The sequence below is a fragment of the Actinospica acidithermotolerans genome, assembly GCF_018139625.1.
Classification (GTDB): Bacteria; Actinomycetota; Actinomycetes; order Streptomycetales; family Catenulisporaceae; genus Actinospica; species Actinospica acidithermotolerans.
Window position 1 is genome coordinate 1 of the sequence record NZ_JAGSOH010000076.1, and the last position, 12,211, is coordinate 12,211.

Sequence of the window (12,211 nt, forward strand, 5' to 3'; positions counted from 1 at the left end):
GTGGCGGGGTACGCGGTCGGGGCGGGGAATCCGGCGTACCTAGCGTCGGCAGAGGCGGCGGGCCCGGCCGGTGAGCACGCGGAAGCCGTGCGGGCGCTCGTGGACGCGGGGGCGTCGATTCAAGGGATCGCGCGGACCGATGAGTTCGCGTACAGCATCGTGGGGGCGAACGCCCACTACGGGACACCGCCGAATCCGCGGGCGCCGTCGCGGATGCCTGGCGGCTCGTCGAGCGGGCCGGCGTCGGCGGTGGCGCTGATCGAGGCGAGCGTCGGGCTGGGAACGGACACGGCCGGTTCGGTGCGGGTTCCCGCGTCGTGGCAAGGGCTGTGGGGGTTGCGGACGACGTACGGAGCGGTGAGCCGCGAGGGAGTGCTGCCGCTGGCGCCGAGCTTCGACGCGGTCGGGTGGCTGACGCGGTCGGCGGAGTTGCTGGAGCGCGTCGTGCGGACTGTGTTCGCAGCGACGGAGACGAGCGGGACCGGCGTCCCACCACTCGGGGAGGTCGTGGTCTGCGAGGACGCGCTGGCGCCGGCGGACGCGGGGGTTCGGCAGGCGTTCGGTGCGGTGACGCGCGGGCTCGGGCGGATGCGCGAGGTGGAGATCGGCGGCCTGGACGCGGCGTATGCGGCGTTTCGGGTGGTGCAGGCGGCGGAGGCCTGGCGGGTGCACGGCACGTGGGTGAAGGAACACCCTGACACGCTGGGCGCCGATGTCGCGGCGCGGTTCGCATGGGCCTCGGCAGTGGACGCGTCCGCCGAAGACGAGGCGCGCGCGACGCTGCGAGGCTTCCGCGAGCGGGTAGATGACGTGTTGGGCGACGACGTGCTCGTTCTGCCGGCGACCCCGACGGCCGCACCGCTGCGCACGGCGGACGCGGCGACGCTCGATGCCGTGCGCACGGCGACGATTACCCTGACCTGCCTGGCGCCGATCCTCGGACGGCCCGCGATCTCGGCACCGCTGCTGGAGAGCGACGGCGCGCCGGTCGGGCTGAGCCTGCTCGGGCCGCGCGGCTCGGACGTCGAACTGGTGCGGCGCGCAGGCGCGTTGGCGAAGGAGAGCAGATGACTGAGATGCCCGCGAGGGCGGCCGACGTGGTCACGGCCCGGCCCGCGACGGCGGTCGACGCCGCCGACGCCGCCGCGGCCCCGCCTCGCCCGCTCGATCCGCCGCCGCGGCTGCTGATGGGGCCGGGGCCGGTCAACGCGCATCCGCGCGTGCTGCGGGCATCGTCGGTGCCGCTGATCGGACAGTACGACCCGGCGATGACGGCGTACATGGCGGAGACCTCGGCGCTCTACCGGACCGTCTTCGGCACGGCCAACCGGGAGACGCTGCTGGTGAACGGCACGTCGCGGGCCGGGATCGAGGCGGCGCTCGTCTCGCTCGTCGCTCCGGGGGAGCGCGTGCTCGTGCCGGTCTTCGGGCGCTTCGGGCACCTGCTCGTCGAGATCGCGAAGCGCGCGGGCGCGCAGGTGCACACGATCGAGGCGGAGTGGGGGACGGTGTTCGATCCCGCCGCGATCGCGGAGGCGGTCCGGCGGGTCCGGCCGCGGCTGCTCGCGATGGTGCACGGCGACACGTCGACGACGATGCTCCAGCCGCTGGACGGGCTCGGCGCGGTGTGCGCCGAGTACGACGCGCTGCTGTACGCGGACGTGACGGCGAGCCTCGGCGGGAACGTGTTCGCCGCGGACGCGTGGGGGATCGACGCGGCGACAGCTGGCCTGCAGAAATGCCTCGGCGGCCCCTCGGGAACGGCGCCGGTGACGTTCTCCCCCCGCGCGGTCGAGGTTATCGGCGGACGCCGCCAGATCGAGGAGGGGCTGCGCGAGGCCGGAGACGTGGAGAACGAGCTGCGGATCGGATCCAACTACTTCGATATGGCCATGCTGTTCGACTACTGGGGCGACCGTCGGCTGAATCACCACACCGAGGCCACGAGCGCGCTGTACGGCGCGCGCGAATGCGCGGCGCTGTTGGTCGAGGAGGGGATGGAGGCGGCCGTGCGACGGCACGAGCTGCACGGATCCGCGCTGGCCGCCGGAGTGCGGGGCCTCGGCCTGGAGGTGTTCGGCGACCAGCGGCATCGGATGAACAACGTGGTCGCGGCGCTGATCCCGGACGGTGTAAGCGACGCCGCCGTGCGCGGCGGAATGCTCGACGAGTTCGGCATCGAGATCGGCACGTCGTTCGGCCCGCTGCGCGGCCGCGTCTGGCGGATCGGGGCCATGGGCTACAACGCGCGCAAGGACGCGGTCCTCACGACGCTGGCCGCGTTGGAGCAGGTGCTGCGCGGCGCCGGGGCGAAGGTCCCGGTCGGCGGCGGGGTCGAGGCGGCGCGCGAGGCATATCAGGGGGCGGCGGCATGAGTGCGGCCCGGAACGTCATCGAACGCTGCGACGAGATGGCCGCGATATCGGCGCTGCCCGAGACGTTCATCGAGCGCACTTACCTGACCGTCGAGCACAAGGCCGCGAACGCCACCGTCGCCGAGTGGCTTTCCGAGGCCGGTCTCGCGACCTGGCAGGACGCCGCGGGCAACGTGTGCGGACGGCTGGAAGGCGCGCGTCCTGGCCTGCCGGCGCTGCTGCTCGGTTCGCACCTCGACACAGTGCCGCGAGCCGGGCGGTACGACGGCGTGCTCGGCGTGATGATCGCCATCGAGGTAGCCGCGCGCATCCGGCGCAGCGGCAACGCGCTTCCGTTCGCGGTCGAGGTCATAGGCTTCGGCGACGAGGAGGGCACCCGCTTCGGCGCCACGCTGCTGGGCAGCCGCGCGGTGGCTGGGACCTGGAACCACGCATGGTGGCACTGCACGGATGCGGACGGTGTGTCGCTGCACGAGGCGTTCGCCGCGTTCGGACTCGATCCGGAGGCGATCGGACGCGCGGCGCGGCGGCCCGCGGACGTGATCGGCTACCTGGAGGCGCACATCGAGCAGGGGCCGATCCTCGAGCAGCGCGGCCGGGCGCTCGGTCTCGTCACGACGATCGCGGGCGCGCGACGGATGCTGGTCACGGTCACCGGCCGGGCCTCGCACGCCGGGACGCCGTACGCCATGCGGCGCGACGCCCTCGCGGGCGCGAGCGAGGCGATGGTCGCGGTCGAATCGCTGGCCCCCGGCCTCGGGCTCATCGCGACGATCGGCAGGGTCGGAGCGCTGCCCGGTGCGGTCAACGTCGTGCCCGGCGCGGCGACGTTCAGCCTCGACGTGCGCGCGACCTCCGACGATATCCGCGACGACGGCCTGGACGTCCTTCTCGCCGCGATCGGCGACACGTGCGAACGCCGAGGGCTGAGCGTCGACGTCGAGCACACGCACGCCGCGGAGACAGTGCACTGCGACGAGAGGCTGCGGTCCGCCCTGTCACGGGCGATCAGCGCAACGGGCGACGCCGATCCGCTCGACCTGTTCTCCCCGGCGGGCCACGACGCGATGGCGCTCGCCGCGCTCACCCGCGTCGGCATGCTCTTCGTGCGCTGCGCCGGCGGCGTCAGCCACCACCCCGACGAGTCAGTGCTCGAGGAAGACGTGTCACACGCGATCGACGCGATGCACGCGGCGGTGCTGAACCTCGCGGAGGAGTACGCGGCGGCGCCGCAGTGAACGACGCCGGGCTCGGGCAGCGGATCGACCGGCTCTACGCCTCGCTCTCGCCGCAGGAGCAGCGCGCCGCCGACGTCGTGCTGGATCGCCTCGACGACCTCGCCGTCTACAACGCGTCGGAGATCGCGCAGATCAGCGGCGTGTCGAAGGCGACCGTGTCACGGCTCGTGCGGCGGCTCGGTTACGAGGACTTCGCTCAGGTCCGCGCACAGGCGCGAACACTGCGCAGCCTCGGCACACCCCTTGGAACCTCGTCAGCATACGAAGCCTCCGCCGACGCGTCGACCGTCGCCGGAGGCTCGTCCACGCTCGCCGCGCATCTGGCCTCGTCAGCATACGAAGCCTGCGCCGACGCGTCGACCGTCGCCGGAGGCTCGTCCACGCTCGCCGCGCATCTGGCCTCGTCAGCATACGAAGCCTCCGCCGACGCGTCGACCGTCGCCGGAGGCTCGTCCACGCTCGCCGCGCATCTGGCCTCCGAGCTGCGGAACCTGGAGTCGATGCTGCTTCGCACCCTCGCGGACGGCCGGGCCGAGAAGGCCGCCGCGCTGCTCGCCTCGGCCGAGGCGGTCGCCGTCATCGGCCGCCGCAACAGCTACCCCGTTGCCCTGCACCTGCGGCAGCAACTCGCCCAGATCCGCGGCCGGGTCGCGCTGCTGCCGGTGCCCGGCCAAAGCCTCGGCGAGGACCTGGCGGCCCTCGGACCGAGCGACGCCGCGGTGCTCGTCGGCTTCCGGCGCCGTCCCCGGGGATTCGCCCGCCTGGTCGAAGTATTGGCCGCACGCGGTGTGCCGGTCGTGTTGATCGGCGACGAGTCACTCGAACCGTGGCAGGATCGGGTGGCGCACTTCCTGCCCGTGCCGCTCGACGCGCCGTCGCCGTTCGACAGCTACGCCGCCGCGATGAGCCTGGTCAACGTGCTGGCCACCGCGACGCTCGCGCGGCGCACGCGGCAGGGGCGCACCCGCGTCTCCGTGATCAGCGGACTGTATGAGGAGCTCGACGAACTGGAGGAGCCCTGGTGATCCTCGACGCGCCCGAGTCCGACCTGCGCGAGTTGCTGCGCTCCTGCCTGGCCGTGCCGCGCTGGATCGACGAGGTGGCGTCGGCCGCGCCCTTCGCCTCCGCGGCCGAACTCCTGGACCGCGCGGCGAGCGCGGCCGATCCGCTCCAAGCCGCCGAGGTCGAGCTCGCATTGGCCGACCACCCGCGGATCGGCGAGCGCCCGACGGGATCCGGCAGGTCGGCCGCGTTCTCCCGATCCGAGCAGCAGTCCCCGGACGCCGGCGACGCCGAGCTTGCCGCGCGGATCGCGCAGGGCAACGCCGCGTACGAGGCCCGCTTCGGCCGCGTCTTCCTGATCCGCGCGGCCGGCCGCACCCGCGCCGAGATCCTGGCCGAGCAATCGCGCCGCCTGGCGCTCGACGACGAAGACGACCTGCGGATCGTCGCGGCCGAACTGCGGGAGATCGCGCTGCTCCGGCTGACGCGGCTGATCGGGATGGGAGCGTAGCCAGGTGCGGAGCCACGTCACGACGCACGTGCTGGATGCGGCGAAGGGCGCACCGGCATCAGGCGTCCTCGTCACCTTGGAGCAGCACGGCGGCGATGCATGGCACGTCGTCGGCACCGGGACCACCGACGCCGACGGCCGGATCAACGAGCTCGGCCCGGACCGCCTCCCCGAGGGCCGCTACCGCGTCGGCTTCGACACCGGGACGTACTTCGCGGCCCAGGGCACCGACACGTTCTATCCCGAGGTCACGATCGTCTTCGAGCTCGCCGACGCCGCCGCGCACTACCACGTGCCCCTGCTGCTGAGCCCGTTCGCCTATTCGACCTACCGCGGCAGCTGACGCGGGCCGGGCGCGCTCAATTAGACCAAACCGGTGAACGACTCCCACGCGGGACCCGCGTCCTCGGCGTCGTCATGCATGACGGTGGCCTGAATGAGGCCGTATGGGCGATCGGCGGCGTGGAAGATCTCGCCCCGGTTCTCGATGCCGAAGCGGGCCAGATCGTAGGCGAAGTGGTGCTTGTTCGGGGCCGAGAGCCGGATCTCTGCGACCTCCGGGCATGCTTCGAGGACCGCACGGCCCATCGCGTAGAGCGTCTGCTGCAGGGCGAGCGAGTGCAGGTTCGCGAAGGTGGCGACCAAGGCCTGGCGGATACTCGCGTACGCCTCATCCCAGTCGACCTCCAGCGTCGAGAACCGCCACCCGGCCACGAGCGACGTGGCCATCACGCGGTCGGCCGCCGGTTCGAGGACCGTGTACGGGTCCTGGAGGAAGCCGCGGAACTCGGAGCCGGTGGACTTCAGGATCGTCAGATCCTTGACGCCGCCGACGACCCAGGTGCGCTGCGCGGCTCCCGCGCCGGACACGGTGACGGCGACGGTCCGCACCTCGGGGCCGCGGCGCACCCACGTGTGGTCGTGCTCGGCGCCGTCGGCCGTGGTCACGCGCTCCCACGCGTACTCCTCGATCTCGACGCGGGCCGTGTCGACCGGCTCGATGTCGTCCACGAAGTGCCTGGCCAGCGTGAGGGCGTACTCCTCGGTCGTGTCCCACGCGGCCTGCTTCGCGTACGCGTAGACGGTCTGCTTCTGGCTGTCGGTCGGCAGGACGGCCGACTGGTCGCCCTCGATGTGCGCCGCGTCGAACCAGCCGCGGAGCGCGGTCGAGACGTTGAGGTCGCGGATCTCGTGGCGCGGCGTGTCGCGCTGGATCCGCACGACGCGGCTCTCCGCCTTGCCGTACCGGTTGGGGCCGAGCACGATCGCCATCAGCGGTGGCTTCCTCTCTCCAGTAGCCGGCCGCGCGGTGTCGGGGGCTGATCCGGCGACGGTCCGAACACCTCGGCGCCGGCGAGCCACGTCCGCCGCACGGCGCCGATCAGCCGCGCGCCGTCGTACGCGCTGACCGGATTGCGGTGCAGCAACGCGCTCGCCGCGACCCGGACGGGTTCGTTCGGCGCGAAGGCCACGAGGTCGGCCCGCGCCCCCTGCTCGATCCGGCCGCGATCGGCGAGGCCGACCAGCCGGGACGTGCCCGCGCTCATCCATTCGAGCACTGACCCGAGCGGGATGCCGCGCGACGCGGCGGCCGTCCACACCGCCGGCAGCGCGACCTGGAGCCCGGCGATCCCGCCCCACGCGCGTTCGAAGTCCCCGCCGCCGGCCAGCTTGAGCTCGGCGGTCGCGGGAGAGTGGTCCGAGGCGATGATGTCGATGACGCCGTCCTGCAAGCCCTGCCAGAGCAGGTCGCGGTTCTCGGCGGACCTGATCGGCGGGCAGCATTTGAATTGGGTGGCGCCCGGCGGGATCTCCGCCTCGGCGAAGGCCAGGTAGTGCGGGCAGGTCTCGACCGTGATCCGCACGCCCTCGCTCCGCGCCTCCGCGATCCTCGGCAGCGCCGCGGCCGACGAGAGATGCAGAATGTGGACACGCGCTCCGGTCGCATGAGCAGCCTTGATCACGTTCTCGATCGCCGCGACCTCGGCCGTGTCCGGTCGGCTGGCCGCGAAGCTCCCGTAGCCGCGCCCCACCACGGTCGCGGACGACGCCTCGGCGAGCACGTGCGGGTCCTCGGCGTGCACGATCAGCAGGCCGTCGAAGTCCTTGATCTCCGCCGCCGCGGCCGTCAACTGCTGCGCGCTCAGATGCTCGAACTCCGGCACCCCGGAGGGCGACAGGAACGCCTTGAAGCCGAAGACCCCGGCCAGATGGAGCGCCGCCAGGTGCCCGAGACTCTGCGGCACGGCCCCGCCCCAGAAACCCACGTCGACCGAGCACGCGCCGTCCGCCGCCTTCCGCTTGACCGCAAGGGCCTCCGGGGTGGTCGTCGGGGGAACGCTGTTCAGCGGCATGTCGATGATCGTGGTCACGCCGCCCGCCGCGGCCGCGGCGGTCGCGGTGGCGAAGCCCTCCCACTCGGTGCGGCCCGGCTCGTTGACGTGCACGTGCGTGTCCACGACGCCGGGGATGAGCACCTCGTCGCGCGGCAGTACGACCTCGCGGCGCGCATGGACCGGCGCATCGACGGGGAGCACGGACGTGATCCGTTCGCCGTCCACGACGACCGCGCCGGGCTTCGGGCCCTGCGGTGTGTGGACGGCTTCCGACCTGACGACGAGATCGTGAGACATTGCACTTCACGGTACCCAACCGGTCGTTTCACGCGCGCGACACGCCGGTTACGTCCGCTGTACCGGCGTCAGGAGAGCAGCCCGGACCCCCACCAGCCGGTCGCGTCCTGGACCACCGTGCCCGGCCTCGTCCCCTGGCTCAGCGAGGACGGCCGCATCGGCTCGGTCCGCGTCGCGCGGCGCCGGGCGGAGAGCTGGCCGAGGCCGCCGAACAGGTCGATCGCCTCCGCCACGCGCTTGTCGGCGGTGACCGAGCCGACCGGGATCAGGCCGATCGAGCGGTGCGCGAGCTGCTCCGGCCGCAGGTCGACCGGATCGGTGACGCGCACGCAGGGCACGCCGAGCGCGTCCACGACCGCGGCGACCGTGGGGTCCGTCGGCTCGGCCGGTTCGCACAGGACGAGCACGCACTCGCTCGCGGCCGCCACCGACCGGACCGTCTCGTACCAGTCCGACCGGCCGTAGCAGTACTCGTCGGGGTGCTGGCCGCGCAGCCGGGGGAAGCGCTCCCGCAGCCCGCGCACGATCGGCATCGCCGACTCGATGCGCGTGCCGGGCACGATGACGAACGAGAGCGCGTTCGGGTTCACGTCGTCGAGCGCGATCGTCGCGGGCTCGCGCACGACCTCCGCCCGGCCCCCGGCGCCGCGCGCGTCCGCCGCCAGCTGCTCGGCGAGCGGGTTGTCCGGCTCGGCGACCAGCACGATCGTGTCGCCGCGGTGCGCGAAGTCGAGGACTGACGCGTGCGCCGAGCGGCGGTGCGGGCACATGGCCGTCGCCGCGGTCGCGGTGGCGCAGGAAGGCTGTTCGGCGACCAGGATGCGGCGGGTGTGGATCACGGAGGTCCACTCGCACAGCGCGCGCAGCACGGCGTCGAGCGCCGCCGAGTCGTCGGCGGGCAGGGCGGCCGCCAGCCCGGTCGCGTGGCCGTCCCGGTCGAGGTAGCTGACCGCGGCGGTGATCGTGGTCCGGGTGTGCCGGCGGGCGTCGACGTCCGAGTCGAGCAGCACGTCCCGGCCCGGGAGCCCCGCCCCCGGGCGCAGCCGCTCGGCGAGCGTCGCGGCGAACGCGGGCGCCGCCGGGCAGCGCACCGAACCGCGCGTCGGATGCTCGAAGCGGGTGAGCACACTGATGCGCTCGCGGGCCACCAGCGGACCCCGGGCGAGGGTCTGCACGAGAAGGGTCCTGTTCACCGTTCAATCCTGACGGACGGGGACTCCCTGCTGGTAGGACCAAGAGAGTGACAGTGCACCGGCGGGCGAACCGGCACCGCGGCGCACGGTCCGCGACAGCCGCACGATCTGGACCGAGCCGAGCGCGAGCAGCAGGTAGGGGAAGCAGAACGCGACCTTGAACCCGTCCAGCGCGGCCGCCGCGGACGCGGCGTGCTCGGCGCCGGTCGCGTCCACCAGGATTCCGGTGGCCACGAGCGTGATCGCCGAGGCGATGAACGTCCCGATGTTCACCATGCCGGACGCCGTGCCCAGCTGCTCCGGCGGGCTGGCGCTGCGCGCGACGTCGAACCCGATCATCGACCCGGCGCCGTTGCCCGCGTACGCGAATACGAGCACGATGAGCAGCCACAGCGGCGCGCGCCCCGGCCACAGCAGGACGGCCGCGAGCGCGAGCGCGGTGCTCGCCGCGACGCCGAGGGCGAGCGGCACGCGCAGCTCGGGCCGCCGCGTCAGCAGGATGCCGAAAGCGAAGCAGCAGGCCATGTTCGCGCAGATCAGCAATGTGAGAAGCGCGCTCGCCGCCCCGGAGCCGACGCCCTCGCCCTGCACCAGGAAGGGGTAGCCCCACAGCAGGCCGAACACCGCCGCCGGGAAGCCGGTGGTGAAGTGGATCCACAGGCCCAGCCGCGTCTGCGGGCGCGACCACGCATTGCGCATCTGGTCCCGCAGCCGCGCGGCGTGCCGGGTCACGTGGGCGGCCGAGCCGTGCGGGGTGTCGCGGACGATCGCGGCCGGCAGCACCAGCACGCACGCGCCGATCGCCGCGACGGCGAGGAACGTGCCGCTCCACCCGAGCTCGCGCAGGGCCCAGGCGAGCGGCCACGCGCTGGCGATGCCGCCGGCCGCGCCCGCGAGCGAGGTCAGCTGCGTGACCAGGGCGACGCGGCGGCTCGGGAACCACGCGACGACGATCCGCAGCACGCTGATGAACACCATCGCGTCGCCGCAGCCGAGCAGCCCGCGCGCGAGGAGCGCGAGCCCGAACGAGTCGACGGCGGCGAACGCGGCCTGCGCGACGCAGATGACGCTCAGTCCGGTCATCAGCAGCTTGCGCGGGCCGAAGCGGTCGACGAGCAGGCCGACGGGTATCTGCATCGCCGCGTAGACGAGCAGTTGCAGCATGGAGAAGGTCGAGAGCGACGCGGCGTTGATACCGAAGCGCTGCTCGGCATCCGGCCCGGCGACGCCGAGGCTGCTGCGGTTGAAGACGGCGACGAAGTAGACGGCGACGGCGGCGGACCACATGATCCACGCGCGCGTCGGGACGCGGGCCCCGGCCGGGGGTGCGTCGGCGGTGGCGGCGGCGCTCGCCGCGAGGTCCGCGGCCGGATCGGCGAGATCCGCGGCCATCGCGGCGGCCCGGATCGCGTGCTCGGCGGCGGCACGATCGTCGGCGACGCGTCCGGCGGCCGCGGAGGCGGTCGCGGCGGACGGGCCCAGTGGTGGAACGGGGACAGGGGCAGCGGCTCTGTCTATGGCATCCATGGCGCCCGCATCTTCTCATGCATCGGACGTCATACGTTTTCAGGTTCGCGGAGTGGGACGGGATGCAGCGCTTTGCAACGATGCACCCTAAGCTGGTGGCCACGACGAGAGGAAGGGGTGCCGATGGCGGCGCCGACGCTCAAGGACGTCGCCCTGCGCGCGGGCGTATCCGTACGAACCGTGTCAAACGTCGTCAACGACTACGTGTACGTCGCGGACGACACCCGCGCCCGGGTCCAGGCGGCGATCGACGAGCTCGGGTACCGCCCGAACCTGCTCGCCCGCAACCTCAAGCTCGGCCGCACGAAGATGCTCGCGCTCGTCGTGCCGGAGCTCGACGTGCCCTACTTCGCCGAGCTCGCCCGGCTGATCATCCATGAGGCGCGCACCGCGGGCTACACCGTGCTGATCGACCAGACCGACGGCGACGAGCGGCGCGAACGCGAACTCGTCACCGAGGACGCGCGCGGGGTGAACTTCGACGGCGTGATCGCCAGCCCGCTGTCGCTGACCGAGGAGGCGCTCGAGGGCCGGCGCGCCTCCGCGCCGGTGGTGCTGCTCGGCGAGCGGCTGTTCGCGGCCGGCGTCGACCACGTGGCGATCGACAACGTCCGGGCCGCCCGCGAGGCGACCGAGTACCTCTTCTCGCTGGGACGCCGCCGGATCGCCGCCATCGGCGTGCAGCACGAGAGCACCGGCACGGCGAAACTGCGCACGATCGGCTTCCGCGGGGCCTTCGCCGCGGCCGGCGCCGTCGTGGACGAGGACCTGCTCGTCGAGGTCGGCCACTACCACCGCGAGGACGGCGCCGCCGCGATGGCCCGGCTGCTCGATCTGCCCGAGCCGCCCGACGCCGTGTTCTGCTTCTCCGACCTGCTGGCGCTCGGCGCGCAGCGGGTGGCGCTCGCACGCGGCCTGTCCGTGCCCGAGGACCTCGCCGTCATCGGCTTCGACGACATCGAGGACGGCCGCTACGCCACCCCGACGCTCACGACGATCTCTCCCGACAAGGCGGTGATCGCCCGATCCGCGGTGCGCCAGCTGATCGCCCGCATCGACGCCGCGGACGAGGCCGCCGAGCCGGCGCAGAGCGTCCAGATCGAGGCCCCCTACCGGCTCGTGGTGCGGGAGAGCACTCAGGGCCGTATCTCCACTGGCGGATCCTGAGGACGGGTCTAGCGTGGAGTGGAGGAGGCGCAGAGAGGAGCGCGGAGATGAAGGCACACGTCGGCGACAAGCTCGTCATCATGTCCCGTCACCTCGACGAGGCGGTGCAGGAGGGCGAGATCATCGAGGTGCACGGCGAGGACGGCACCCCGCCGTACCTGGTGCACTGGTCCGAGGGCGAGCACGAAGGGCTCATCTTCCCCGGCCCGGACGCCAAGATCGTCCCGGGGAGGCAGGCGAGCACGGCGTGACCGCGGTCGAATCCGCGAATCCGTCCCGCTCCGCCAAGTCCGAGAAGCACCACTGGCAGCTCGAGGTCGACCTGGTCGAGCGCGACGAGTGCACCGAGGCCCGCGCGAGACTGTTCGTCAACGGGCGGCTGCTGACCGGCCGCGGCGAGGCCCGCCGCAAGGCGACCGACTTCGACGTGCCGGAGATCGGCGACGAGCTGGCGATCGGCCGGGCGCTGATCGACCTCGGCTCCCGCCTCGTGCAGTCCACCGCCGCCGACATCGAGGCGATCGAGGGCAAGCCGGTCATCCTGTTCGTCTGACGGCCCGCAGAA

At 72.9% G+C, this 12,211-nt stretch carries 13 protein-coding genes; 9 read left to right on the plus strand and 4 right to left on the minus strand.

What is annotated here, in order from left to right; genetic code table 11:
* The 6 genes from KDK95_RS22705 to uraH form a co-directional block, all read left to right on the plus strand.
* A partial coding sequence (locus KDK95_RS22705) for an amidase family protein (RefSeq protein ID WP_249161722.1) occupies positions 1-1,071 on the plus strand: 1,071 nt, incomplete at its 5' end.
* 116 nt (positions 1,072-1,187) lie between these two features.
* On the plus strand, positions 1,188-2,375 hold the full coding sequence (locus KDK95_RS22710; RefSeq protein ID WP_372463371.1) for a pyridoxal-phosphate-dependent aminotransferase family protein: 1,188 nt from the start codon (positions 1,188-1,190) through the stop codon (positions 2,373-2,375).
* The gene (locus KDK95_RS22715) at positions 2,372-3,613 is read left to right on the plus strand and encodes an allantoate amidohydrolase (RefSeq protein ID WP_212520277.1); all 1,242 of its coding nucleotides are present in this window, start codon (positions 2,372-2,374) and stop codon (positions 3,611-3,613) included. The genes KDK95_RS22710 and KDK95_RS22715 overlap by 4 nt, the downstream gene beginning before the upstream one ends.
* A complete protein-coding gene (locus KDK95_RS37805) occupies positions 3,610-4,638 on the plus strand; it encodes a MurR/RpiR family transcriptional regulator (protein WP_212520278.1) in 1,029 nt (342 codons plus the stop codon). The genes KDK95_RS22715 and KDK95_RS37805 overlap by 4 nt, the downstream gene beginning before the upstream one ends.
* A complete protein-coding gene (gene uraD / locus KDK95_RS22725; RefSeq protein ID WP_212520279.1) occupies positions 4,635-5,126 on the plus strand; it encodes a 2-oxo-4-hydroxy-4-carboxy-5-ureidoimidazoline decarboxylase in 492 nt (163 codons plus the stop codon). The genes KDK95_RS37805 and uraD overlap by 4 nt, the downstream gene beginning before the upstream one ends.
* Positions 5,127-5,130: 4 nt before the next feature.
* Positions 5,131-5,469, plus strand: coding sequence for a hydroxyisourate hydrolase (gene uraH, locus KDK95_RS22730; RefSeq protein ID WP_212520280.1), 339 nt, complete (start codon positions 5,131-5,133; stop codon positions 5,467-5,469).
* Between the two features lie 20 nt (positions 5,470-5,489).
* Here uraH and pucL read toward each other — a convergent pair whose 3' ends face one another.
* The 4 genes from pucL to KDK95_RS22750 all read right to left on the minus strand — a co-directional run bounded on the left by pucL (position 5,490) and on the right by KDK95_RS22750 (position 10,479).
* Positions 5,490-6,398, minus strand: a complete 909-nt coding sequence (gene pucL / locus KDK95_RS22735) for a factor-independent urate hydroxylase (protein WP_212520281.1) — start codon at positions 6,396-6,398, stop codon at positions 5,490-5,492.
* Positions 6,398-7,759, minus strand: a complete 1,362-nt coding sequence (gene allB, locus KDK95_RS22740; RefSeq protein WP_212520282.1) for an allantoinase AllB — start codon at positions 7,757-7,759, stop codon at positions 6,398-6,400. The genes pucL and allB overlap by 1 nt, the downstream gene beginning before the upstream one ends.
* A gap of 68 nt (positions 7,760-7,827) precedes the next feature.
* Positions 7,828-8,952, minus strand: coding sequence for a hypothetical protein (locus KDK95_RS22745; RefSeq protein WP_212520283.1), 1,125 nt, complete (start codon positions 8,950-8,952; stop codon positions 7,828-7,830).
* A gap of 3 nt (positions 8,953-8,955) precedes the next feature.
* Positions 8,956-10,479 carry an MFS transporter gene (locus KDK95_RS22750; RefSeq protein ID WP_212520284.1) on the minus strand — a complete coding sequence of 508 codons (1,524 nt, stop codon included), beginning with the start codon at positions 10,477-10,479 and terminating at the stop codon, positions 8,956-8,958.
* A 123-nt stretch (positions 10,480-10,602) separates the two neighbouring features.
* Between KDK95_RS22750 and KDK95_RS22755 the strand changes: the two genes are divergently transcribed.
* The 3 genes from KDK95_RS22755 to KDK95_RS37105 are packed head-to-tail and all read left to right on the plus strand — an operon-like array spanning position 10,603 to position 12,199.
* A complete protein-coding gene (locus KDK95_RS22755) occupies positions 10,603-11,646 on the plus strand; it encodes a LacI family DNA-binding transcriptional regulator (RefSeq protein ID WP_212520285.1) in 1,044 nt (347 codons plus the stop codon).
* A gap of 47 nt (positions 11,647-11,693) precedes the next feature.
* Entirely contained in the window at positions 11,694-11,897 is a 204-nt protein-coding gene (locus KDK95_RS22760) for a DUF1918 domain-containing protein (protein ID WP_212520286.1), read from the plus strand.
* Positions 11,894-12,199 (plus strand): DUF1876 domain-containing protein, encoded by a 306-nt coding sequence (locus KDK95_RS37105; RefSeq protein WP_212520287.1) that lies wholly within the window; start codon positions 11,894-11,896, stop codon positions 12,197-12,199. The genes KDK95_RS22760 and KDK95_RS37105 overlap by 4 nt, the downstream gene beginning before the upstream one ends.
* Positions 12,200-12,211: the final 12 nt, after the last annotated feature.

Excerpts from the sequence above, each read along its gene's own strand:
- KDK95_RS22755 (WP_212520285.1), top strand. The coding sequence starts at position 10,603 with ATGGCGGCGCCGACGCTCAAGGACGTCGCCCTGCGCGCGGGCGTATCC.
- KDK95_RS22750 (WP_212520284.1), bottom strand. The coding sequence starts at position 10,479 with ATGGATGCCATAGACAGAGCCGCTGCCCCTGTCCCCGTTCCACCACTG.
- KDK95_RS22760 (WP_212520286.1), top strand. The coding sequence starts at position 11,694 with ATGAAGGCACACGTCGGCGACAAGCTCGTCATCATGTCCCGTCACCTC.
- KDK95_RS22715 (WP_212520277.1), top strand. The coding sequence starts at position 2,372 with ATGAGTGCGGCCCGGAACGTCATCGAACGCTGCGACGAGATGGCCGCG.
- allB (WP_212520282.1), bottom strand. The coding sequence starts at position 7,759 with ATGTCTCACGATCTCGTCGTCAGGTCGGAAGCCGTCCACACACCGCAG.
- pucL (WP_212520281.1), bottom strand. The coding sequence starts at position 6,398 with ATGGCGATCGTGCTCGGCCCCAACCGGTACGGCAAGGCGGAGAGCCGC.
- KDK95_RS22710 (WP_372463371.1), top strand. The coding sequence starts at position 1,188 with ATGGGGCCGGGGCCGGTCAACGCGCATCCGCGCGTGCTGCGGGCATCG.